Here is a 19,709-nt window from a genome sequence, read left to right as displayed (position 1 = left end):
TCGTCCGCGCTCATCCCGCCGTCGACGATCGCGGTGGTGTACTGGGCGAGGAGGTTGCGGCTGGTCATCACCGCGCCCTTGGGCCGCGACTCGGTGCCGGAGGTGTACATGATCTGCACCGGGTCGTCATCGTCCAGGTCCACCTCCGGGCAGGGCGCGTCCGAGGCGCCCAGGTCCGCGAAGAGCTCCCAGCCCGGCGCGTCCCCGCCGATCACCGCGTGCACCTTGAGCCCGTCGGCGGCGAGCCCCGCCTCCGCGAGCGCGGCGTCCGCGGTCGCGGCCAGGTCCGCGCCCGCGACCACGCCGACCGCGCCGGAGTGCGTGAGGACGTACGCCACCTCGGGCGGGGTGAGCATGAAGTTGACCGGCACCGACACCGCCCCGATCCGGGCCAGCGCGAAGTACGCCACCGCGAACCCGTGCGAGTTCCGGGCCAGCAGCACGATCCGGTCGCCCTTGGCCACCCCCCGCGCCGCGAACCCCGCGGCGGTCCGCGTCACCAGCGCGTCCAGCTCCGCGAAGCTCTGCCGCAGCTCGCCGAAGACCACCGCGGTCTTGTCCGGAGTCCGGACCGCGGAACGGGCCAGCAGATCGGCCAGCCCGTGCCGCCGGGCACGTGCGGCGGGAGTGGTCTCAAGGGTCACGATGTGCTCCGTTCGTCCTGCCGTTCGTCCAGGTGGGGTGCACATTGTGGTCCGGCGCACGGCCGGGCGGAAGACATACGCGCCGCGTACGGCGGGATAGCGTCCTTCCCCCGCGCGGTCGGGCCGTCTCGCCAGGCGGAAATGCCCCCGGGTCACCCGCTCGGGATCAGTAAGCTGGCGGCATGACCAGCAGCGAATCCTCCGCCGTCCTCGACACCGCCCGCCGTGCCCGGGAGGCGGCCGCGCTGCTGGCGCCACTGCCGCGCAAGGCGAAGGACGCCGCGCTGCTCGCCATCGCCGACGCCCTCGTGGCCCGCACCGACGAAATCGTCGCGGCGAACGCCCAGGACGTCGCCCGGGCCCGCGAGAACGGCACCCCCGAGTCGACCGTCGACCGCCTCGCCCTGACCCCTGAGCGCATCGCGGCCATCGCCTCCGACGTCCGCGACGTCGTCGGCCTGCCCGACCCGGTCGGCGAGGTCGTCCGCGGCTCGACGCTGCCCAACGGCCTCGAGCTCCGCCAGGTCCGCGTGCCGCTCGGCGTGGTCGGCATCATCTACGAGGCGCGTCCCAACGTCACGGTCGACGCCGCCGCGCTGTGCCTCAAGTCCGGCAACGCCGCACTGCTCCGCGGCTCGTCCTCGGCTTACGCCTCCAACACCGCGCTGATCGCGGTGCTGCGCGACGCGGTCGCCTCGACCGGGATCCCCGCCGACGCCATCCAGCTGGTGCCCGGCGAGTCCCGCGAGAGCGTCAACGAACTCATGCGGGCCCGCGGCCTGGTGGACGTCCTCATCCCGCGCGGCGGCGCCTCGCTCATCCGCACGGTGGTCGAGGGCTCGACCGTCCCGGTCATCGAGACCGGCGTGGGCAACTGCCACGTGTACGTGGACGCCGACGCGGACCTGCAGATGGCCGTCGACATCCTGATCAACTCGAAGGCCCAGCGGGTGTCGGTGTGCAATAGCGCCGAGACCCTCCTCGTGCACGCCGACATCGCGGACGCGTTCGTGCCGGTCGCGCTCGCCGCGCTCAAGGACTCCGGGGTCACCGTGCACGGCGACGCCGCGGTGCAGAAGTTCTCCGCGGACGTCGTGCCGGCCACCGCCGAGGACTGGGACACCGAGTACCTCTCGTACGACATCGCGGCCGCCGTGGTCGGCTCGCTCGACGAGGCCGTCGCGCACATCCGCCGGCACTCCTCGGGCCACACCGAGGCCATCGTGACCCGCTCGCAGGCCGAGGCCCGGCGCTTCGTGCAGCTCGTCGACTCGACCGCGGTCATGGTCAACGCCTCGACCCGGTTCACCGACGGCAGCCAGTTCGGCTTCGGCGCCGAGATCGGCATCTCCACCCAGAAGCTGCACGCCCGCGGCCCGATGGGCCTGCCCGAGCTGACCTCCACCAAGTACGTCGTCACGGGCGACGGCCACCTGCGGGACGCGGCTCCCACGGTGCTGCCGCCCAGCTGCTGACCTGCGCCCCTCGGCCATCGCGTACGCCCTCCCGGTGCTCCGGGAGGGCGTACGCGCATCCCGGCGGAACCCGCCGGAAAAATATGGTGACTGAGTCAAGGATTCCGCTACAGTGCGGCCCGTGTCGCACACCACGGGCGCATCGCCCGCACCTGCCCCCGCACCGGCACCCGCGCCCGGCCCGCCGGGCCGGCGCTCCCGCTGGGGCCGCACCGCCGCGGGCCTGGCCGGCGCGATCGCGGTGTCGGTGGCCGCGCAATTCGCCGTGGACGCCCTGACCGGCAGCTCCGACGACCCGCCTGCCCGCACGCAGCCCGCGGCATCCGGCGCGTCCGGAACGCCGGGCCCGCCGCCGGAGAAGCCGACCCGCGAGAACCCTTGGGCCGGCTCCAAGGCGGCCGCCTACGGCGACGGCCTGGACGGCATCCCGGTGCCCGAGGTCCGCGAACTCCCGGGCTACTCGAAGGAAGCAGTGCAAAGGGCCGTGGACACCACGCGCTTCCTGCTCGCCGCCGGCAACCTCGACGCCGCAGTCCTGCGCGGCGAAGCGCCCGCCACGTACTTGCAGATGATCGACCATGAGCACGCCGACATGCGGGCGAGGCTGGAGCAGGCCCTGGCCGCCCCGGACGGCGAGCACGACCCGCTGGCCTGGGTGACCCGGTTCGACCCGGACGAGGTCGAGGTCGTCTCCGCCACCGCCAAGACCACCGGGACCATGAGCGTCGCGCTCGACGCGGACGGCATCCTTGTGGTGCACGTCGAAGCCGACTTCGTCTATGCGGTCGCCCCGGTGGACGGCAAGCGCGACCGCATCGACCGCAGCATGGTCCGGCGCGCCCTGGACGTCAGCTTCCTCGCGGGCGGCGCGCTGGAGACCCCGGTCGGCAAGGTCTTCCTGTCGTCCACCGACGTCGTCGTGTTCAACACCTCCTGCGACCGCGACGACGGCTTTATCCATCCGCTGGTCGCCGCATCGCCGGGCGGCTCCCTTACCGGTCCGACCATGGACCCGTACGCCACGCCGGGGGCGGCCGTGCCGACCGGCGCGGTGTCGCAGGAGGGCGGGTGCTTTCCCACCGCCCTCATCTGACCGCGGGTGCCGCCGCGGGGCCGACGGCCGTACGGAACTGCCGGAACTGGTTGTACCGGTCCGGCCAATCCGTTCCCTCTGAGGCTCCTGCGGTAATAGTGTGATGGAGTGTCCGATTCGCGAGGGCCGGAACCACCCGAGGGCCTGCCGGAGTTCGGGGAGAACCCCGACCCCGCGGAGGACGAACTGTCCTCCGTGGTCTTCGACGAGCATTTCGTGCGGGCCGCGAGCATCCACGAGCCGTCCGCAGCCGAGCGCCAGCAGGCCGCTGCGCCGCGCCCCAAGCCGCCCGCGCCGCAGCCCGGCACGCTGCCGGACGACCCGTTCCTCTTCCACGAACCGCGCGCGGTAGGCGGATTCCGCCCCGGCGGCGCGCACATCCCGATGCACGGCGACGAAGGCGGCCTGGCCCGAACCGCGCGCTGGCGCCAATCGGTGGCCTGGGTGCTGGCCTTGCTGATGGGCGTGGGCGTGGTCGCCATGGCCATCACCGCGGTCGCCCCCGGGCGCAGCGGGCAGGACCCGATCGGGCCGCAGCCCAGCGTGGGAAGTCCCGTGCCGCCGCCGGAGGAACGCCTCACCGCCGGCCCTGCGGGCGCGGCCGGTGCCGGGCCGTGCGCGACGTCCGGACCTGTACGCAGCGGGTGTTGACCGCAAACTGTGATCCGCGCCACATGATCCACCGGGCTGTCGGCGACATCCGGTAGGTTGCCGCGCGTGTCAGAGCGCGAGGGTGACGGGGGCGGGTCGGAACGACCCGGGCAGGCCGACCGCGAGTCGGGGGCGACAGGGACGGACCGCGATCCGCGGGCCGCGGAAGGGCATGCGCCGGAAGGCGCGGATCCCTTCGAAGGGCTGGTGCTGGACGAGGACTTCATCCGGGGCGCCACCCACACCGAAGGTTCGGCGCGGGCCCGCATGCTGGCCGAGAAGTGGCGCCGCGAACCCCCGCGGAACACCGGCTTCCGCGAAGCCGCGAACAAGACCGTCCCGGGCGAGCACCGGCCCCGCCGCGCCGGCCGCGACCGGGCGCAGCGCATCGAACCGCAGGACGGCCCGGCCTCCCGCATGGATCGCACGAACCTCAAGGTCGCGGTCTGGTTCGTGGTCATCTGCGTGGCCTTGCTGGTCATCGCCAACAAGGGCTAGAAGGCACACGGACGAAGGGGACCGGGGATGGCCGGCGACGCAAAAGCCGAGGACCAGGACGAGGAGAAGCCGCAGGACGGCGACCCGTTCGAAGGACTCGTGCTGGACGAGGACTTCATCCGAGGCGCGAGCCGCACGGAAGGTTCGGCGCGGGCCCGCATGCTGGCCGAGAAGTGGCGCCGCGAACCCCCGCAGAACACGGGCTTCCGCGAAGCCGCGAACAAGACCGCGCCGGGCGCGTCCCCGCCCCGCCGCACGAGCCGCTTCCGGCGGCGCACCGACCCGTGGGGCCGCCCGGTCAAGCGCGACCGGACGAACCTCAAGATCGCGGTGTGGTTCGTCCTCGTCGCGGTTTTGTTGATGGTCCTGGCCAACAAGGGGTACGTGCGGGACCTGCTCGGCGGCTCGAACACCGGTGATGAGACCGCGAATTCGAGCCAGCCGATGACCGCGCAGCCGCCGGTCACCGGGATCGCCTCCGCGGCGGCGCCCGTGCCGTCCACCCTCCAGCCGATCGACCCGAACATCCCCACGCGCGAGAAGCCCTTCGCGGGATCGCCGGCGATCAACTACGCGGACGGCGCGGCCGGCATCGCCCTGCCTGAGGCCAAGGCCGTCGAGGGATACACGAAGGACCAGGTCGCGAAGGCGCTGGAGACCACCCGGCAGCTGCTGATCGAAGCGAACCTCAACCCGGCCACGTTGGCGGGTGGCGACCCCAAGGCGTACCTCGCCCTCCTCGACCCGGAAGACGACACCCACGACAAGCTGCCCGCTGCCCTGGCCGCACCCGAGGGGACGGAACCAGAGGCGGTTCTGTGGCTCACCCGGTTCGACCCCAAGCAGGTCGAACTCGTCGGGCCCGTCGTCAAGGTGGACGGCATCATGTCGTACTCGGTGGACGACAAGCGCGCACTCAACATCCATGCCGACTACTCGTTCGTGTACGCGGTCGCCAAAGCCGGTCAGCCGGACAGCGAGGTCACGCGCGTGATCGTCCGCCGCGTGATCGACGCCCAGGTGTTCGGCCGGACCAGTGGCTACAAGCCGACAGCCAAGGGCACGGTGTGGCTCTTCAACAACCCGAGCGAATGGGCCAACGGCGGCTGCGAGAAAAGCTCGTTCCTCCGGCCGGAGTTCGCCTCCGACCCCGACGGGACACCGGGAACCGGCGCACCCTCCGACCCGTACGACCGCAGCAAGCCGTTGGTGATCGACCCTGCGGTCCAGGGCTGCGGTATCGCCAGCCGCCTCTGACCAGCGCTCCGACGCCCCATCAGGATCCTTGCGGACCCGTGTATTTCCGCAGTTCCGGGGCGGGCCCCAGCGACCTACCATGGAGTCATGTCCGGTCGGGGCGAACCCCCAAAAGGCAGCCGCGGGGGCGGGCCCGACGGCGAGGATGAATTCCGGGTCGTCTTCGACGAGTCGTTCGTCCGTGCCGCCGTGCTCCACGAGCCGTCGGCGCAGGAACGGCTGCGTACCGGGAAAGGACCCCGGCGCCTGCGCCGGGTGCTCGGCGTGCCCGCGGGCGTCTTCCGGGTCGGCGTGCTGATGTCGTCCGTCGTCCTCGTGCTCGCCGCCGCCCTGTATCTCGGCGCGCAGCGCGGTGCCACGACCGTGCACGACTCCGTGTACGCCCCCACCGTCCTCGTCCGCGTCTCCCTCGCCCCCGGGCCCGGCGTCGCCCCCGTACTCGTGGCCGCGGGCGCCGACCCTTTCGCCGGCACCCCCGCCGCGTTCTGGAGCGAGGGGCGCGCCGGCATCCTGCTGCCCGTGTCGACCTCCACCAGCCACTTCAACGGCCCCCAGGTGCAGGAAGCCCTGGAACTGGCCCGCGACTTCGTGACCGGCACCCAGCTCGACCCGGAAGTGTGGGGCGGCACAAGGCCCTGGGCGGTCGCCCTCAACCTGGAGGCCGACTCCTACGCCCAGTTGACCGCCGCGCTCGACCACCCCGTGGACGACGACAAGCATGCGGCGACCGGCTGGGTGACCCGGTTCGACCCGCAGCAGATCGCCGTCGAGGGCACCAAAGTCCGCGTCTCCGCAATCGCCGCGGTCGCCGAAACCCCGTCCGGCGAACTGGTGGTGACCCTGGACGGCGTGTTCGTCTACGCGGTGCAGGCCAAGGCGGACGCCGCCTGGATGCGCTTCGTGGTGCACCGCGCCTGGGAGTTCCGGGTCGACAAGGCCGGTCTGCGGAACGGCAAGATCCGGGTCCGGCGGATAGCCACCGTCGCCGCACCGCAGGCCTGCGATGCGGACAGCTCGGCGTTCTTCCGCCCGCTGTTCACCGCCGGGACGACCGCCCCGGCCACCACCTGGGGGACCGTCGCCGCACTCGACGCGCACCAGACGCTCGGCACGCTCCCGGCCACCGGCAAGTCCTGCGGAGTGCTGTCCGCCGCCGTGTGACCCGCCCCGTCAACTCCCGTCGCCGGGACCCCGGTTCGTCCCCTCGTCATTCTCGGCGCCGTCGCCGTCATCGTCCGGCGCGGTCCTCGGCGGGGGCGGCGCGGTCGCCGTACCGGTCCCCGCACCCCCGGCCGGCCGCGGCCCGAACTTGTCGCGCAGCCGCCCGCCCGCGTCCGCGGCACCGCCCGCGATGTCGCGGAGCAGCCCGAACAGCGGGTCCGCGGTCTGCTTGACCGACTCGCGGTACGAGTCCGCCGACGCCTTGGCCTCGGAGCGCACCGAGGCGTTCCGGTCGTCGTCGCGCCGCGGGTAGTCCCCGGCCATGATCGCCTCGTACTCGGGCCCGTCCGCCCAGCGCTTCAGCTCGGCCACCCGCACCACCGGGAACGGGTGCGAACGCCACAGCACGTTCATCAACTTGAGCACGCTGTCGCGCACGTCCGCCGCCGCGTCGTACTCGGCCGCCTGGGCCAGGAACTCGTCGGTGCTCATCTCGTGCAGCTGCGAACCGCCCGCGATCTTCATGAGCGCGCGCATCGACACCTCGGGGTCCTGCCCGACCAGCAGCCCGGCCCGGTCGCAGCTGAGCTCGGACTTGCGGAACCACTCGCTCAGCGCGGCGATCACGGCCTGCAGCGCCAGCGTGCCCAGCGGGATGCCGGACAGGCTGACCGACAGCCGGGTCAGGATCAGCAGCATCGTGCGGTACACCGCATGCCCGGACAGGATGTGGCCCATCTCGTGGCCGATGACGGTCCGCATCTCGTCGTCGTCGAGCAGTTCGACCAGCCCGGTGGTCACCACGATGAACGGCTTGTCCATGCCGATGGCCATCGCGTTCGGCTGCGGGTCCATCGTCACGTACAGCTCGGGCACCTGCGGCATGTCCAGGATGTACGCGGCCTCGCGGTTCATCTCGTACAGCCGCCGGAACTGCTGCTCGCCGGTCCGTACGCTCCCGGCCAGGAACGCCAGCCGCACCGAGCGCTCGGACAGCAGGCCGTGCAGCTGCTTGAGCACCGCGTCGAACCCGTTCAGCTTGCGCAGCGCCACCAGCGCGCTGCGGTCCGCGGGGTGTTCGTAGGCCCGCGAGGAGATCCCCGGGAACCGGGTGCGCTGCCGCGCGGGCAGGCCGCCGCCGGACTCGTCGGGCCCGGGCTGCTTGGTCGTGTCGGCCATGGAACGCTCCCCCTCGTGGCTGAGTGCGCGGCAGGCACAGTGCCGAACACGGCTGCCGCGCCCACGTCGTCCACGTTCAGACTAAGCGCCCTGCCGCGGTGCCACTGGGGGACAACCCTCACCGGACCGCCCCCGGACGTCGCGGCGGCCTCACCGGATCGGCCTAGTTGCCGATCCTGCGCGCGCGGTTCGCCACCCGCTTCCGTACGATGTCGTGCGCGGCCGCATGTCCTCGGACCAGGGGCCGCCGTCCGATGACCAGACACTTAAGGGTTGACCACGATGACCGAGCAGGCCATGACCGTTCTCACCCGTCTCGCGAGCGAGGGCGGCGAGCACGGTGGCAACCACGAGAACCTCAGCCCGCTCGGTGCCGGCCTGGGCGCGTTCATCGCGCTGATCGTCCTGCTGATCATCACGATGTCCTTCAACAAGGACCGCTGACCCGCAGTTTCCCCGCAGGCCTCCCGGGGCCGCCCACGAACGGCGGCCCCGGTTTTGTGCTGCCCGCCTCCGGCCGCCCGGACGGTTCCCGCGTCTTCGCGGCCGCCGCGCGTTAATCTTCGGTCCGGGCTCGGAGCGCGTACGGGGAGCGCGAGCGAAGGCACCAGGGGAGGGCGGGAATGCGTACGTTCGCCATGGGCGAGAAGGCGAGACTGGCGGATCTGACCGCGGCGACCGCGCTGCGCGTCGAGGTCGCCGGCACGGCGACAGGCACCGACATCGCGGCGTTCTGCTTCGCGCTCGACGAGGACGGGCAGATCCACGGCGACCGGCCGCCGGTCAGCGCATCCCGGCCCGCCTCGCTGGCGAGCGCCGTCGCGCTGGTCTCGGGCGGCGCCGCGGAGGCGGCGTTCGACCTGGACCTGGAAGCGGTCGCCCCCGAAGTGCACCGGCTGCTGTTCGTGGTCGCCTCGGTGGGGCCGGACATCGCGCTGGACGCGGGCAGCGTGGTGCTGACCGTCGAGGGCGAGCCGGTGGTCGCGTTCATCATGGACCCGTCCGAGATGAAGGGGCAGCGCGCCCTCATCCTCGGCGAGATCTACCGCCGCGACGGCTGGCGCTTCGGCGCGGTCGGACAGGGCTACCGGGACGGCCTGGAACAGCTCGTACGCGACTACGGGGCCGACCCCGCGGTGCTGTTGAGCGGAGCGGACGCCAAGCCGCAGGCCGAAGAGCCCCGGGCCGAAGCCGCGGTCGAGGTCGAAACCGCGGACGAGGCCGAAGCGGCGGTCGAGCCGGATCCGGCACCCGAGGCCGAAGCCGACACGACGCCGGTGTCCGTGGTCGAGGTCGAACCCGAGCCCGAACCCGAGGCTGAAGCCGAGCCTGAACCAGGGCCCGAGGCTGCGCCGGAGGCGGCCGCCGAACCGGAGCCCGAGACCGCCGCCGAGCCGGAGGCTCTCGAAGCGGAACCGGAGCCGGAGCCGGATGCTCAGCTTGAGGCCGAAGCCGAGCCGGATTCCGAACCCGAGGCAGCCCCGGAGCCAGAGCCGACGCCGGAGCCCGCGCCCGAGCAAGCAGCCGTAGCCGAAGCCGAACCCGCGCCCGCCGACGAGCCGGAGCCTGCCCCCGCGCCCGTCCCCGGCATCCACACCTTCGAGGGCACCGGCGACCGCATCCTCCGCATCACGCGGCCCGTCCCCGCAGGTCCGGTCGTGGCCGAGATCTCGTGCGGCGGCAGCGGCAACTTCGCGGTGTGGACCCTGGATTCCTCCCTCGAACACGACAAGCTGCTGGTCAACGAAATAGGGAACTACCAGGGCCGCGTCCTTCTCGACGAGCGCGGCACGGTCACCGAGCGCCTCAAGATCGAGAGCGACGGCCCGTGGACCGTCGCGATTCAGCCGCCCACCGCCGCGCCGTGGCTGCTCGGCCCGGTCGGCGGCGACGGCCCCGAGGTCCTGCGCTGGACCGGACCGCGCACGGTGGTCGCGATGACCCACGACGGCAGCAGCAACTTCATGGTGCGCGTCTACGCCGAGGCGCCCGCACCCGGCCAGGACCCGTACCTCGCCTCCCTGGCCAACACGCTGGGGGCCTACGAAGGCGAGTCGATCCTGCCCGCGGGCCCGTGCCTCATCGAGATCGAGGCCGACGGCAACTGGACCGTCACGCCCGAGACTTCCTGATTCGGCGCGGACGGAGGCGGGCACTGCCGCAGCAGTGCCCGCCGCGCCCGGATGCCTGCCGTCATCGTCCGCTCGCCTGCCACACCGCGACGCACAGGCTGCTGACGCCGGTCAGGGCGGCGATGGACGGCAGCGGCCACCGCGCCCGTTCCAGCACGTGGATGCGGGCGTCGTGTTCGGCGAGTTCCTTGTCGGTCTGGTCGGCTCGCTGCAGGAGCAGGGCCAGATCGCCCCGAGTCGTCGCGAAGCCGACGTCCACACTGCGCCGCAGCTCGGCCAATTCGAGTGCCACGGACGCCGGATCGGCGCTCTCCGCCGTACGGTTCATCATCGGGCTCCTTCCCGACTGCCCCGACCGCCCTGACCGCCCGAACTGACCGGCCCGTCCGGCCCGCCGCGGCGCAGCCACCCGGGAAGCAGGCGGTCCACCGCCTCCAGCGCCATCACGCGCGTGACCCCGGCGGCGACCGCCAAGGCCAGCGCCACTCCGGGCAGCGACTCCGGCAGTCCTGCCGCCGAAACGATGAGCGGCAGCGCCGCCGCCAGGGCGAGCGCGGTCTGCAGGACCGTGCGGACGGTGCGCCGGGCGGCGTCCTGACGCTCGCTCAGTTCCACAGCCGCCGCCAGGTCTCCGGGCCCGGATAGCCGTCCGCGCCGGTTCCGTACCAGCCCTGCGCGCGCTGGAAGTCCCGCACATTGCGCAGCGTGAAGATGGTGAACACCGGTCCGGCCTGGTACCCGTTGCCGTCGTGGTGCCGTGTGTAGCCCTTGGCTATCAGCCGACGGTCGAGATCGGCGACCGCCGGGTGCGAAGCATTCAGCCGGAACGCCGCAGCGCCCGGGAACGCCGGGGGACCGGGCGGCTGTTCCGGCTTCGGCACAGGCTCGGGCTCGGGCCGCGGCGCCGGATTCGGCACCGCGCCGCCCCACTCCGGGTCCGCGGTCACGATGCCGCCCGGGTAGGCCGGGTAGCCGTACCCGTAGACATACGTGTCGCGGCGGAGCCGCTTCTTCAGGTACACGCCGTCGCCCTCGGCGCTGCCGGTGGCATTCGTGTTGCCCTCGACCGTGTACGCGTACGTCGCGTCGTAGGCGTACACGAGCCCCACGTGCGAGCCTCCGCCCGGGCCGAAGAAGATCTGCGCCCCGACCGCCGGGTACTCCGAGAACCGGCCCCGGTCCTTGAACCAGGCGACCGCATGCGCGCACGACGCCGTCATCGGGGCGAGCATCCCGGCGCCGGTCCGCCAGAAGCACCAGCTCATGAACACCTCGCACCAGGCCATGCCCTGCGACCAGCCCAGTCCGGGGACCGCCGGGCTGTACTTCTGGACGTTGGTCCAATGACCGTTCGCGTAGCCCTCCCGGTAGCCGGCCTCGGCACGGGCCGCGGCGATGACCGCCGCGGCGGACACGCTCATGCCGCCTCCCCGGCGATCCGGTCCGAGCCGTTGCCGGGCTGCTCGGAGCCGGGGTCGAGGACGACGTCCGGGCTGCCGGTCTGCGTGTCGCGGCCGGTGGTCGGCGGAAGCATGGCGGCCTCGCCCGGGTCGCCGGCCGCCTCGGCGTACCGGGGCGCGGCGGGGATGGCTTCGGCGTCGCTCGCGGCGCGCTGCAGCGGAATGATCATGGTGGTCCTCCGAGTTCGCGGTATCGGATATCGGGTGTCGGTGGTGCGCGGGTGAGGGCGGTGCCGGGCGGCACGCGCGGGTCAGGCCGCCGGCGCGAGGGTCAGGCGGATGGTCTCGGCGCCGTCGCCGTCCGGCGTGGCCAGCGCCGTCGCGACGATGCGCAGGCGGCGGTCGAGGCCGCCGTCGTGCCATTGCTCGGCCAGGCGCAGCCGCACGTGGCGGCCGAGCAGCGAGGGTGCCGGGGACAGCCGGGCGTCCAGGCGCACGGTCACGTCCAGTTCGGTGGGTTCCGTCCAGGCGGCGCGCAGGGCGTCCTTCGCCGCGGTGTCGAGCTCTTCGCGGCGCCCGCTGCCGAGCACGTCCGAACTCCCGTCCAGGCGCGGCCAGCTCAGGTCGGCGGCCACCACGTCGGTGACCTCCCATATGTGCGACATCAGCCGCCCGCTGCCGACCCGTGCGCCGCGGCTGCGCCATGCGGTCGCGCGGCGCGTGCCGTCGTGCGTGTACGCGTAGCCGAGCACCGCGCCCGGGCCGTCGAGGACCAGGTCGGGGAGTTCGGACGCGAGCACCGGGTAGCCCAGGTCGAGCCGCTTGGTGCGGTAGCCGGTGACCGGTTCGCGGCCGCTGGCGATGTACCACTCGAACCCGTCGCGCTGGGCGGCGAGTCCGCGCAATGCGTCGCCGATCCGCACGAGGTCGAAATCGGCGTACGCGACCTGCCGCGCGACGCCGGACGTGCTGCCGCCCGGCCCGGCCCCGGTGCCGATGCCGATGTCGCCGTACGGCTCGGCCTGGGCCCGGTCGACGAGTTCGCGGGCCAGGTCCAACTGGTCCAGGGGCTCGCCCGGTTCGAGACCGGCGAGAAGGATGCGGCGGTCGAGGTACGAGTCCCAGCCGCCGGCCGCGAACTCCAGGACCTCGGGTCCGGGTCCGGAGTGCCGCGTCGTGCGCCACACCACGCCGCCCCACCAGATCTCCCCGTCGCGCTGGATCCACACGGCGGTACGGGCCGGTACCAGGGCATCGGCCCGGCGCGCGGCAGCGTCGTCCGGCAGGCCGATCCGGCCGCGGAGTGCGCCCCCGCCGCCGATCCGGTCGGCGAACCGGACGTCGTCCAGCGGGAAGGAATCGATGATGTCGTCCGTCCGCAGATCGCAGAAGAGGGCTCGGAACGGAGTGGTCATGGTGCTGTCGCTTTCTGCGTGGGGGTGGTGCGCAAACGCCGCGCGGCGCCCCCCCCGGCGGGGGGGGGGGCCCCCCCCCGCCGGCCCCCCCCCCGCGGGTCGGGCGCGGGGCCCCGCGGCGGGTAGGTGCTTTCCGGTGAACTACCGGACAGGGCAAGCAAAACGGCGAAGCCGTGGCCCCCTCAGTGGGCACAGCTTCGCCGCTGCCTCAAGTGTGATCGATCGGCTCGTGGTTCGCAAGTTTGTTCGAATGATCGGCTCGAACGTGTCCCGGACGCGACGGTGCCCCGCAGGCCGAAGGGGATTCGCCTGCGGGGCACCGGGGGGAGCCGCCGCCTGCCGCACGGAGGCAGGAAGCGGACTGGGTTCGGATGGGACGACGTCGGACAGGACCGGGGTCGGACGGGGCCGGGAGCGGACCGGCCGGGACGGGGCCGGACCGGGCGGGCGGGACGCGGCGGCCGGCCGGCTCAGTTGCGGTCGGGCCGCCGGTGCGCGGAGCGCTCCGCGCTGAAGACGTCCTCGAGCCGGAAGAGGTTCTCCCGGCCGCGCTTGCCCGCCGGTGCCAGGTGGCCCAGCTGCACCCATTTGCGGATGGTCGCCGGCACCACCTCCACCTCGGAGGCCGCCTCGCCCGCGGTGATCAGCGCCAGGCCGGCCCGGTTCGCCTGCGGGGCGTTCATGCCGCCACCTCCGCCAGGTCGTCCACCGTGCAGCCGACCAGTACGGCCAGCTCTGCCCAGGCCGCACGCTCCCAGCGGTGCCGGGCGCCCGGGGTGTGGTGGCACGCGCAGTTCTCGTCCTCGCAGCGGCAGCCGGGGTTGACGCACAGCACGATGTGCCGGGACGTGAACGCCCGCAGCGACACCGAGTCGCACAGCGGGCAGCGCGGCCGGATGCGGCGGATGGGCTCGGTGTCGCCCAGGACCCGGGCGCAGCGCCGGGCCATGCGGCGCAGTTCGGCGAGCACGTGCTCTGCCAGGTCCGCGTCCCGTCCGATGGTGTCGAGCAGGCGCAGCAGCCGCACCAGCCGGGTCGGCACGTCGGCGTTGCGCGGGGCGGGCAGGCCGAGGCGGTCGTGCACCGCCTCCTCCAGTTCGGCCAGGCTCGCGGTGATGTCCATGTCGGTGTCCAGGACGCTGAGCCGCAGCGGCGCTCCGCCGGGGCCGGACGCGGCCAGTCCGTGCTGCGCGTTCCACAGTGCGGCGGCGCGGTCCTCGGCGGCCTCCGCGCCGCGCCGGGCCGCTTGTTCCGGGGACGGATCGCGTACCGCGTGCGCGTATCCCGGTGTGCTGCCGGTGCCGTGTGCCAATTCCTCGCGCAGTTCGGGGAATTGGCGGAGCAGCGAGTCGATCGCGCGGCGCGCTCGTTCGGTGAAGCCGTCGCGGCGCGGGGCGCGGCGGCGGGGGTTGGCGGTGCGGGTGCGGGTCACGGGGTCCTCCAGACGCTGGTGCGGGCGGGGGAGGGGAAGTTCGGGGCGGGGCGGCCGGTCATCCGGCGGGTCGGTCGGGGGCCGCCGCCGTCCTGAGGCGGTCGAAGGCCGAGGTCGCGACGACGAGGGTCGTGGTGCCGTCGGCATGGGCTGCAGCGGTCTCGAGCGAGGCGACGAAGTCGGCGATGGCGGCGCGGAGCTCCGCGTCCGACCGGGCGGCGCCGTGCAGCCGGGCCAGTTCGGCGTCCAGCTCGCGCAGGGCGTCGAGGACCCGGATCCGGGGCGTGGCCGGGCCGGATCTGTCGGACTCCGCGGCGGCGTCGGGGCGGGGGCCGGTCATGCGGGCGCCGCGCTTCGCCCCGCGCCTGGCGCGCAAAGCGGGTCCCCCTGGCTGGTTCGCCTACATCTTCTACTCATGCCGGACACTCTTCGATCTCGCTCATCGATTCGAACTGTCGTTCGATCGCGAGTCCACGTTAGCGGTCTGCGTAATACCTGTCCACGCAATGCGTACCGCGTGGCGTGTGGTGACAGAGGGGCCGGGTACGCTGCGTGTCGACAGGAGTCGTGGCCGCGCACGGGTGCGCGTGCGGGGAAAACGGGAGCGATGGACCGGCTCAAGCAGCTCGTCGAAGGCTGGATCGATGCGGAGCCCGGGCGCAACGCCCGGCGGCTCGCCGACGCTTCGGGAGTCAGCCGGACCACCGTCTACTCGCTCCTGAGCCGTACCCAGCAGTCCCGGCGCATGGTCGAGCGCTCCACCCTCGAAGCCCTCGCGGGCGGCATGGGCGTGCACGCGAACGTCCTGATCGAGGCGGCCCGGGACGACGCCGGCTACTGGACCGAGGAGGCCCGCGGCGCGGTCAGCCCGCGCATCCGCGCCCTGCAGGCCGCCCTCGACGACCTGACCGAGGCCGAGGCCGAGGAAGTCGCCGAAGTGGCCGAGGTCGTGCTGCGGCGCGTGCTCTCCCGGCGGGCCGCGGCCGGGCAGCTCCCGCTGGGCGGCGTACCGGACCAGCGCACCGGCACGGCCGGCAGTTGAACCGGGCCGCTCTCCGAGGCGCGCCCAACCGGCCCGTTCGCGGCGGCTCCGTGTTCATCCGGAACCCGGCCCTATAGATTTGCCGCCCATGGACGATGGCACGGCACAGCGCAACAGACGCGTCGGCGTCATGGGCGGCACCTTCGACCCGATCCACCACGGCCACCTCGTGGCCGCGAGCGAGGTCGCGGGGCTGTTCCAGCTCGACGAGGTCATCTTCGTGCCCACCGGCGAGCCCTGGCAGAAGAGCGGCCGCAAGGTGTCGCCCGCCGAGGACCGCTACCTCATGACGGTCATCGCCACCGCGTCCAACCCGCGATTCTCGGTCAGCCGGGTGGACATCGACCGGCCCGGCCAGACCTACACCGTCGACACGCTGCGCGACCTGCGCGACGCGTCCGGCGCAGGCACCGAGCTCTTCTTCATCACCGGTGCGGACGCGCTCGCGCAGATCTTCTCCTGGCGCAACGCCGGCGAGCTGTTCGAACTGGCGCACTTCATCGGTTGCACCCGGCCCGGCCACACGCTCTCCGACCCCGGCTTCCCGGACGGCGGCGTCAGCCTGGTCGAGGTGCCCGCACTGGCCATCTCCTCCACCGACATCCGGCGCCGCCAGAACGACGGCGAGCCGGTCTGGTACCTGGTGCCGGACGGGGTCGTGCAATACATCAGCAAACGAGGGCTGTACCGAGGGGCGACGTGACCGCAAACGGCGAACGGCGTGACGGACGGCCTTACGAGGACGGCACCGGGTACGGGCCGGACGGCTACCCGGTGGACCCGGCGGGCGGCCAGTACGGCACGTACGACCAAGGCCAGGGCACGGGCTACAGCCAGGGGTACGCCCCGCAGGACCCGGCCTACGGCTACGACCAGCAAGGCCAGTACGGCAACCAGGGCCAGCCGGGCGGCTACGGCAACTCGGGCTACGAGACGCCCACTTACCCCGCGCCCTCGTACGAGAATCCGACGTACGACACCCCCTCCTACGGCGGCGGAGCGGCCCCGGGCTACGGCACGCAGTCTTCCTCGTACGAGTCCTCCGGCTACGAATCCGGCTCCTACCAGAGCCCGTCCTACGGCGGCCCTGCCTACGGCGACTCCGGCTACGACTCGGGCGCTTACCCCGCGCAGGGGTACTCCGGCGCACCCGCGCCCGGGACGCCCTACCCCGCGAGCCCCGGCACCGGCGGGCAAGGCGGCTACGGTTCCGGCGCCTACCCCGCCGCCCCCGGGCCCGGCGGCTCAGTCCCGGGCCCGTCGCCCGACTACGACACCGGCGCGTACGCGGCCTACGACAGCGGCAACTACCCGCAGGCTGATGCCCCGGGCCGGTCCGCCGGTCCCGCCTCCGGTGTCGCCGGTGCCGCCGCGGCGCGCGGCGCGCAGGCCGAACCCGCGGTGCGGCGTACCGGTTCCACCAGTCCCACCGCCTCGGCGAGCACCACTGGTTCCTTCCGCGTGCAGGTGCCGCAGCCCGCGGCCCCGGCCGGAGCCCCCCGAACTCCGCCGAGCCGCCCCGCCGGCCCGCCGCCGGGCGCCGCATCCCCGGGCAGCGCATCCGCAGCCGCCGCACCCCCCGGCACCCCGGCTCCGCCGCGGCCCCGTCCGGGCGGCGGTCCGGCCGGTGCGCCCGGCCGGCCCAAGGGCGGACGCACCGCGGCCAACCGCGAACGCGTCGGCTATGCCGCGGACGAATTCGACTTCGTCGACGACGAGTCCGAAGAGTCCGAAGACGTCATCGACTGGCTGAAGTTCGCCGAGACCCGCAGCGAGCGCCGCGACGAGCGCCGCCGCCAGCTGCGCACCCGCGGGATCGCGCTGCTCGCCGTGCTGGCCCTCGCGGGCGTCGCGGTCGGCGGCTACTTCGCGTACGACAAGTGGTGGGGCGGCAGTTCTGCCTCGGCCGCCCGGACGACCGGCGGCGCGGTCCTCATACAGCTGCGCGGCGCGCAGGGCGAGGCGACCGCAAGCGCGGTGCTCGCGGACGACCCGAGCCGCGGCACCGCCACGATGATCACGGTGCCGTCCAACACCGTCGTCAACACCGCGGGCGCCGGGCCCATGGCGCTCGGCGAGCTCATGGTGACCGACGGCGCGGGCGCCTCCCGGGAGGCCCTCGCCCAGCTCATCGGCGTGCAGCTGAGCGGCTCGTGGGTGGTCAGCGAACCGGTGCTGCAGGGCCTGGTCGACATGGTCGGCGGCGTCGAGCTCAACGCGGACGTCGAGGTCAAGGGCCCGGACGGCAAGGTGCTCGTGCCGGCCGGCCCGTCCAAGGCCAACGGCATCGCGGCGCGCGCGTACGCCACGTACCGGGTGCCCGGCGAGAAGAGCGCGCTCGGCGCGGAGCGGTTCGGCCGGGTCATAACGGCCGTGCTGGGCGTCCTGCCGTCCGACGCAAAGCTGGTCGCGGACCTGCTGCGGAACCTGGCGAACGTCTCGGACCCGTCGCTGCCCGACGCGCGGCTCGCCGAACTGCTCACCTCGATGGCGAAGGCCATTCAGGCCAAGCAGTTCAAGTCGGCCGACCTGCCCCTCCAGGCGGACGGCGTGATCGACGTGGCCGCCGCGGCCCCCGTGGTCAAGGACCTGCTCGGCGGCAGCGTGCAGGTCGCGAAGGCCGAGGGCCCGGCGCGCGTGATGGTCGGCGACGCGAGCGGCAAGCCCAACGCCCAGGAGGCCGCGCGGATCAAGGTGGTCAACGCGGGCTACTCCTACGTGCCCGGCGGTGCCGTCGAGCCCAAGGCGAAGCCGGTCTCGGTGGTCCAGTACACCGAGGACGACCGGCGCGACGCGGCGGTCCAGGTCGCCCTGACGCTCGGCCTCCCCGAGGCCGCGGCCAAGAAGGCCGAGGGCCAGATGCTCGCCGACATCGTGGTGACCCTCGGGCAGGACTTCACACCCTGACGCCCGACGCTGTGATGCTGTGACGCTTTGACCCAGCAGGGCCCGCAGGCAGGGGCTCGGTCCGCCGCACTCCGCGCGGACCGGGCCCCTCCTGCACTCCTGCCGAACTCGTGCCGCACTCCTGCCGCACTCCTGCCGTACTCAGGCCATTCCCGGCTGCGCCCGGCGCCGCGGGCGGGCCCGGTCTTAGTGGGCGGCGGCCACCCCGCCGGGTGTGAGATTCTGGAAGGCGTCCCTCGTCGCCTGCAGGAAGCCGATCGTGACCGCCACACCGCACGCCATCGAGCTCGTCACCGCCGCCGCAGAGGCGTGCGCGGAGAAGCTCGCCACCGAGACCGTCGCGTACGACGTCAGCGAGGTCGTCGGCATCACCGACGCCTACGTGCTCGCGTCCGCGCCCAACGACCGCCAGGTCAAGGCGATCGTCGACGAGGTCGAGGAGCGGCTCCGCGAACTCGGCGCGAAGCCGGTCCGCCGCGAGGGAGACCGCGAGGCCCGCTGGGTCCTCCTGGACTTCATCGACATCGTCGTGCACGTCCAGCACGCCGAGGAGCGCGCCTACTACCGGCTCGAGGGCCTGTGGAAGGACTGCCCCCGCATCGAGCTGCCGGAGTCCGTGCAGCAGGTGAACCGCGAGCGCGCCGAGGCCGGTGCGCCCGTCGAGGACGCAGGCTGAGCGGGGGCGGCCGCCGCGTCCTGCTCTGGCGGCACGGGCAGACCACCTGGAACGTCGAGCGGCGCTTCCAGGGCCAGACCGACATCCCGCTGACCGAGACCGGCGTGCAGCAGGCCCGGCGGGCCGCGCGCCTGCTCGCCGCGCTGGAGCCGGACGCCATCGTGGCCTCCGACCTCTCCCGGGCGGCGGCCACCGCGGGCGAGCTCGCGCAGCTCACCGGCCTGTCGGTGACCCTCGACGAGGGGCTGCGGGAGACCTACGCGGGGCACTGGCAGGGGCTCACCAACAAGGAGATCGAGGCGCGCTTCCCCGAGCAGTTCGCGGCCTGGCGCCGCGGCGAGCCGGTGCGGCGCGGCGACGGCGAGCTGGAGACCGAGGTCGCGGACCGCGCGGTGCCGGCCATCGCGCGCGCGGTGGAGAAGCTCCCCGAGGACGGCACGCTGGTCGTCGTCTCGCACGGCGGCGCGATCCGCTGCGCGATCGGCCGCATGATCGGCCTGGACGAAGGCAGTTGGGGCTCGCTCGGCGCACTGTCGAACTGCTGCTGGTCGGTCCTCGGACCGGGCGCGCGCGGCTGGCGGCTGCTGGAGCACAACGCGGGCACGCTGCCCGAGCCGGTGCTCGGCGACGAGGTCTGAACCGGCGTACCCCGCAGCTGCGGGGCAACGGGCGTGACAGCGAAGGGGGGGGGCGCCCCCGCCCCGCCCGACGCGAGGGGCGGGGCGCCTCCAGCCGCCGCCCCCGGGC

23 protein-coding genes are annotated in these 19,709 nt (G+C 73.4%); 13 read left to right on the top strand and 10 right to left on the bottom strand.

Going from position 1 to position 19,709, the window contains the following annotated elements:
* On the bottom strand, positions 1 to 644 hold a 644-nt coding region (locus LZ495_RS26195), incomplete at its 3' end, for an AMP-binding protein (protein ID WP_235055343.1).
* A gap of 182 nt (positions 645 to 826) precedes the next feature.
* Between LZ495_RS26195 and LZ495_RS26190 the strand changes: the two genes are divergently transcribed.
* From LZ495_RS26190 to LZ495_RS26165, 6 genes are all read left to right on the top strand, one after another.
* A complete protein-coding gene (locus LZ495_RS26190; protein ID WP_235055342.1) occupies positions 827 to 2,119 on the top strand; it encodes a glutamate-5-semialdehyde dehydrogenase in 1,293 nt (430 codons plus the stop codon).
* 121 nt (positions 2,120 to 2,240) lie between these two features.
* Positions 2,241 to 3,212 carry a hypothetical protein gene (locus tag LZ495_RS26185; protein WP_235055341.1) on the top strand — a complete coding sequence of 324 codons (972 nt, stop codon included), beginning with the start codon at positions 2,241 to 2,243 and terminating at the stop codon, positions 3,210 to 3,212.
* 108 nt (positions 3,213 to 3,320) lie between these two features.
* Positions 3,321 to 3,863 carry an SCO2584 family spore wall biosynthesis protein gene (locus LZ495_RS26180; RefSeq protein WP_235055340.1) on the top strand — a complete coding sequence of 181 codons (543 nt, stop codon included), beginning with the start codon at positions 3,321 to 3,323 and terminating at the stop codon, positions 3,861 to 3,863.
* 66 nt (positions 3,864 to 3,929) lie between these two features.
* Positions 3,930 to 4,361, top strand: a complete 432-nt coding sequence (locus LZ495_RS26175) for an SCO2583/SCO2584 N-terminal domain-containing protein (RefSeq protein WP_235055358.1) — start codon at positions 3,930 to 3,932, stop codon at positions 4,359 to 4,361.
* Between the two features lie 27 nt (positions 4,362 to 4,388).
* Positions 4,389 to 5,618: an SCO2583/SCO2584 N-terminal domain-containing protein gene (locus LZ495_RS26170; protein ID WP_235055339.1), complete on the top strand. Its 1,230-nt coding sequence runs from the start codon at positions 4,389 to 4,391 to the stop codon at positions 5,616 to 5,618.
* 87 nt (positions 5,619 to 5,705) lie between these two features.
* Positions 5,706 to 6,779, top strand: coding sequence for an SCO2583 family membrane protein (locus LZ495_RS26165; protein WP_235055338.1), 1,074 nt, complete (start codon positions 5,706 to 5,708; stop codon positions 6,777 to 6,779).
* Positions 6,780 to 6,788: 9 nt separating this feature from the next.
* Here the strand turns inward: LZ495_RS26165 and LZ495_RS26160 are convergent, their stop codons facing one another.
* Entirely contained in the window at positions 6,789 to 7,958 is a 1,170-nt protein-coding gene (locus LZ495_RS26160) for a M48 family metallopeptidase (RefSeq protein WP_235055337.1), read from the bottom strand.
* Between the two features lie 273 nt (positions 7,959 to 8,231).
* Between LZ495_RS26160 and LZ495_RS26155 the strand changes: the two genes are divergently transcribed.
* Complete coding sequence (locus LZ495_RS26155; RefSeq protein ID WP_235055357.1) at positions 8,232 to 8,402, top strand: hypothetical protein; 171 nt, start codon at positions 8,232 to 8,234, stop codon at positions 8,400 to 8,402.
* A 179-nt stretch (positions 8,403 to 8,581) separates the two neighbouring features.
* A complete protein-coding gene (locus LZ495_RS26150) occupies positions 8,582 to 10,090 on the top strand; it encodes a TerD family protein (RefSeq protein WP_235055336.1) in 1,509 nt (502 codons plus the stop codon).
* A 61-nt stretch (positions 10,091 to 10,151) separates the two neighbouring features.
* On the opposite strand, the gene LZ495_RS26145 is transcribed toward LZ495_RS26150, so the two are convergent.
* From LZ495_RS26145 to LZ495_RS26110, 8 genes are all read right to left on the bottom strand, one after another.
* The gene (locus LZ495_RS26145) at positions 10,152 to 10,421 is read right to left on the bottom strand and encodes a hypothetical protein (protein ID WP_235055335.1); all 270 of its coding nucleotides are present in this window, start codon (positions 10,419 to 10,421) and stop codon (positions 10,152 to 10,154) included.
* On the bottom strand, positions 10,418 to 10,699 hold the full coding sequence (locus LZ495_RS26140; RefSeq protein WP_235055356.1) for a hypothetical protein: 282 nt from the start codon (positions 10,697 to 10,699) through the stop codon (positions 10,418 to 10,420). The genes LZ495_RS26145 and LZ495_RS26140 overlap by 4 nt, the downstream gene beginning before the upstream one ends.
* The gene (locus LZ495_RS26135; RefSeq protein ID WP_235055334.1) at positions 10,696 to 11,511 is read right to left on the bottom strand and encodes a peptidoglycan-binding protein; all 816 of its coding nucleotides are present in this window, start codon (positions 11,509 to 11,511) and stop codon (positions 10,696 to 10,698) included. Before LZ495_RS26135 ends, LZ495_RS26140 begins: the two co-directional genes overlap by 4 nt.
* Positions 11,508 to 11,720: a hypothetical protein gene (locus tag LZ495_RS26130; RefSeq protein WP_235055333.1), complete on the bottom strand. Its 213-nt coding sequence runs from the start codon at positions 11,718 to 11,720 to the stop codon at positions 11,508 to 11,510. Before LZ495_RS26130 ends, LZ495_RS26135 begins: the two co-directional genes overlap by 4 nt.
* Before the next feature lie 81 nt (positions 11,721 to 11,801).
* Positions 11,802 to 12,905, bottom strand: coding sequence for a hypothetical protein (locus LZ495_RS26125; protein WP_235055332.1), 1,104 nt, complete (start codon positions 12,903 to 12,905; stop codon positions 11,802 to 11,804).
* A gap of 470 nt (positions 12,906 to 13,375) precedes the next feature.
* Entirely contained in the window at positions 13,376 to 13,588 is a 213-nt protein-coding gene (locus tag LZ495_RS26120) for a helix-turn-helix domain-containing protein (RefSeq protein ID WP_235055331.1), read from the bottom strand.
* Entirely contained in the window at positions 13,585 to 14,337 is a 753-nt protein-coding gene (locus LZ495_RS26115; protein ID WP_235055330.1) for a hypothetical protein, read from the bottom strand. The genes LZ495_RS26120 and LZ495_RS26115 overlap by 4 nt, the downstream gene beginning before the upstream one ends.
* Before the next feature lie 58 nt (positions 14,338 to 14,395).
* The gene (locus LZ495_RS26110; RefSeq protein WP_235055329.1) at positions 14,396 to 14,677 is read right to left on the bottom strand and encodes a hypothetical protein; all 282 of its coding nucleotides are present in this window, start codon (positions 14,675 to 14,677) and stop codon (positions 14,396 to 14,398) included.
* A gap of 267 nt (positions 14,678 to 14,944) precedes the next feature.
* On the opposite strand from LZ495_RS26110, the gene LZ495_RS26105 reads away from it, so the two are divergent.
* The 5 genes from LZ495_RS26105 (at position 14,945) to LZ495_RS26085 (ending at position 19,600) form a co-directional block, all read left to right on the top strand.
* Positions 14,945 to 15,379, top strand: a complete 435-nt coding sequence (locus LZ495_RS26105) for a hypothetical protein (protein ID WP_235055328.1) — start codon at positions 14,945 to 14,947, stop codon at positions 15,377 to 15,379.
* A gap of 88 nt (positions 15,380 to 15,467) precedes the next feature.
* A complete protein-coding gene (nadD, locus tag LZ495_RS26100) occupies positions 15,468 to 16,082 on the top strand; it encodes a nicotinate-nucleotide adenylyltransferase (RefSeq protein ID WP_235055327.1) in 615 nt (204 codons plus the stop codon).
* Positions 16,079 to 18,286: an LCP family protein gene (locus tag LZ495_RS26095; protein WP_235055326.1), complete on the top strand. Its 2,208-nt coding sequence runs from the start codon at positions 16,079 to 16,081 to the stop codon at positions 18,284 to 18,286. The genes nadD and LZ495_RS26095 overlap by 4 nt, the downstream gene beginning before the upstream one ends.
* Positions 18,287 to 18,545: 259 nt before the next feature.
* Positions 18,546 to 18,962 carry a ribosome silencing factor gene (rsfS, locus tag LZ495_RS26090; RefSeq protein ID WP_235055325.1) on the top strand — a complete coding sequence of 139 codons (417 nt, stop codon included), beginning with the start codon at positions 18,546 to 18,548 and terminating at the stop codon, positions 18,960 to 18,962.
* Positions 18,959 to 19,600 (top strand): histidine phosphatase family protein, encoded by a 642-nt coding sequence (locus LZ495_RS26085; protein WP_235055355.1) that lies wholly within the window; start codon positions 18,959 to 18,961, stop codon positions 19,598 to 19,600. Before rsfS ends, LZ495_RS26085 begins: the two co-directional genes overlap by 4 nt.
* Positions 19,601 to 19,709 lie beyond the last annotated feature (109 nt).

Origin of the sequence: Yinghuangia soli (assembly GCF_021502675.1) — a bacterium.
Classification (GTDB): domain Bacteria; phylum Actinomycetota; class Actinomycetes; order Streptomycetales; family Streptomycetaceae; genus Yinghuangia; species Yinghuangia soli.
This window is presented reverse-complemented; position numbering and strand designations above follow the sequence as displayed.

Bases quoted from the DNA above. Each gene is read 5' to 3' on its own strand.
- LZ495_RS26130 (WP_235055333.1), bottom strand. From the start codon at position 11,720: ATGATCATTCCGCTGCAGCGCGCCGCGAGCGACGCCGAAGCCATCCCC.
- LZ495_RS26170 (WP_235055339.1), top strand. From the start codon at position 4,389: ATGGCCGGCGACGCAAAAGCCGAGGACCAGGACGAGGAGAAGCCGCAG.
- LZ495_RS26125 (WP_235055332.1), bottom strand. From the start codon at position 12,905: ATGACCACTCCGTTCCGAGCCCTCTTCTGCGATCTGCGGACGGACGAC.
- LZ495_RS26135 (WP_235055334.1), bottom strand. From the start codon at position 11,511: ATGAGCGTGTCCGCCGCGGCGGTCATCGCCGCGGCCCGTGCCGAGGCC.
- nadD (WP_235055327.1), top strand. From the start codon at position 15,468: ATGGACGATGGCACGGCACAGCGCAACAGACGCGTCGGCGTCATGGGC.
- LZ495_RS26150 (WP_235055336.1), top strand. From the start codon at position 8,582: ATGCGTACGTTCGCCATGGGCGAGAAGGCGAGACTGGCGGATCTGACC.
- LZ495_RS26160 (WP_235055337.1), bottom strand. From the start codon at position 7,958: ATGGCCGACACGACCAAGCAGCCCGGGCCCGACGAGTCCGGCGGCGGC.
- LZ495_RS26145 (WP_235055335.1), bottom strand. From the start codon at position 10,421: ATGATGAACCGTACGGCGGAGAGCGCCGATCCGGCGTCCGTGGCACTC.
- LZ495_RS26165 (WP_235055338.1), top strand. From the start codon at position 5,706: ATGTCCGGTCGGGGCGAACCCCCAAAAGGCAGCCGCGGGGGCGGGCCC.
- LZ495_RS26110 (WP_235055329.1), bottom strand. From the start codon at position 14,677: ATGACCGGCCCCCGCCCCGACGCCGCCGCGGAGTCCGACAGATCCGGC.
- LZ495_RS26120 (WP_235055331.1), bottom strand. From the start codon at position 13,588: ATGAACGCCCCGCAGGCGAACCGGGCCGGCCTGGCGCTGATCACCGCG.
- LZ495_RS26190 (WP_235055342.1), top strand. From the start codon at position 827: ATGACCAGCAGCGAATCCTCCGCCGTCCTCGACACCGCCCGCCGTGCC.
- LZ495_RS26105 (WP_235055328.1), top strand. From the start codon at position 14,945: ATGGACCGGCTCAAGCAGCTCGTCGAAGGCTGGATCGATGCGGAGCCC.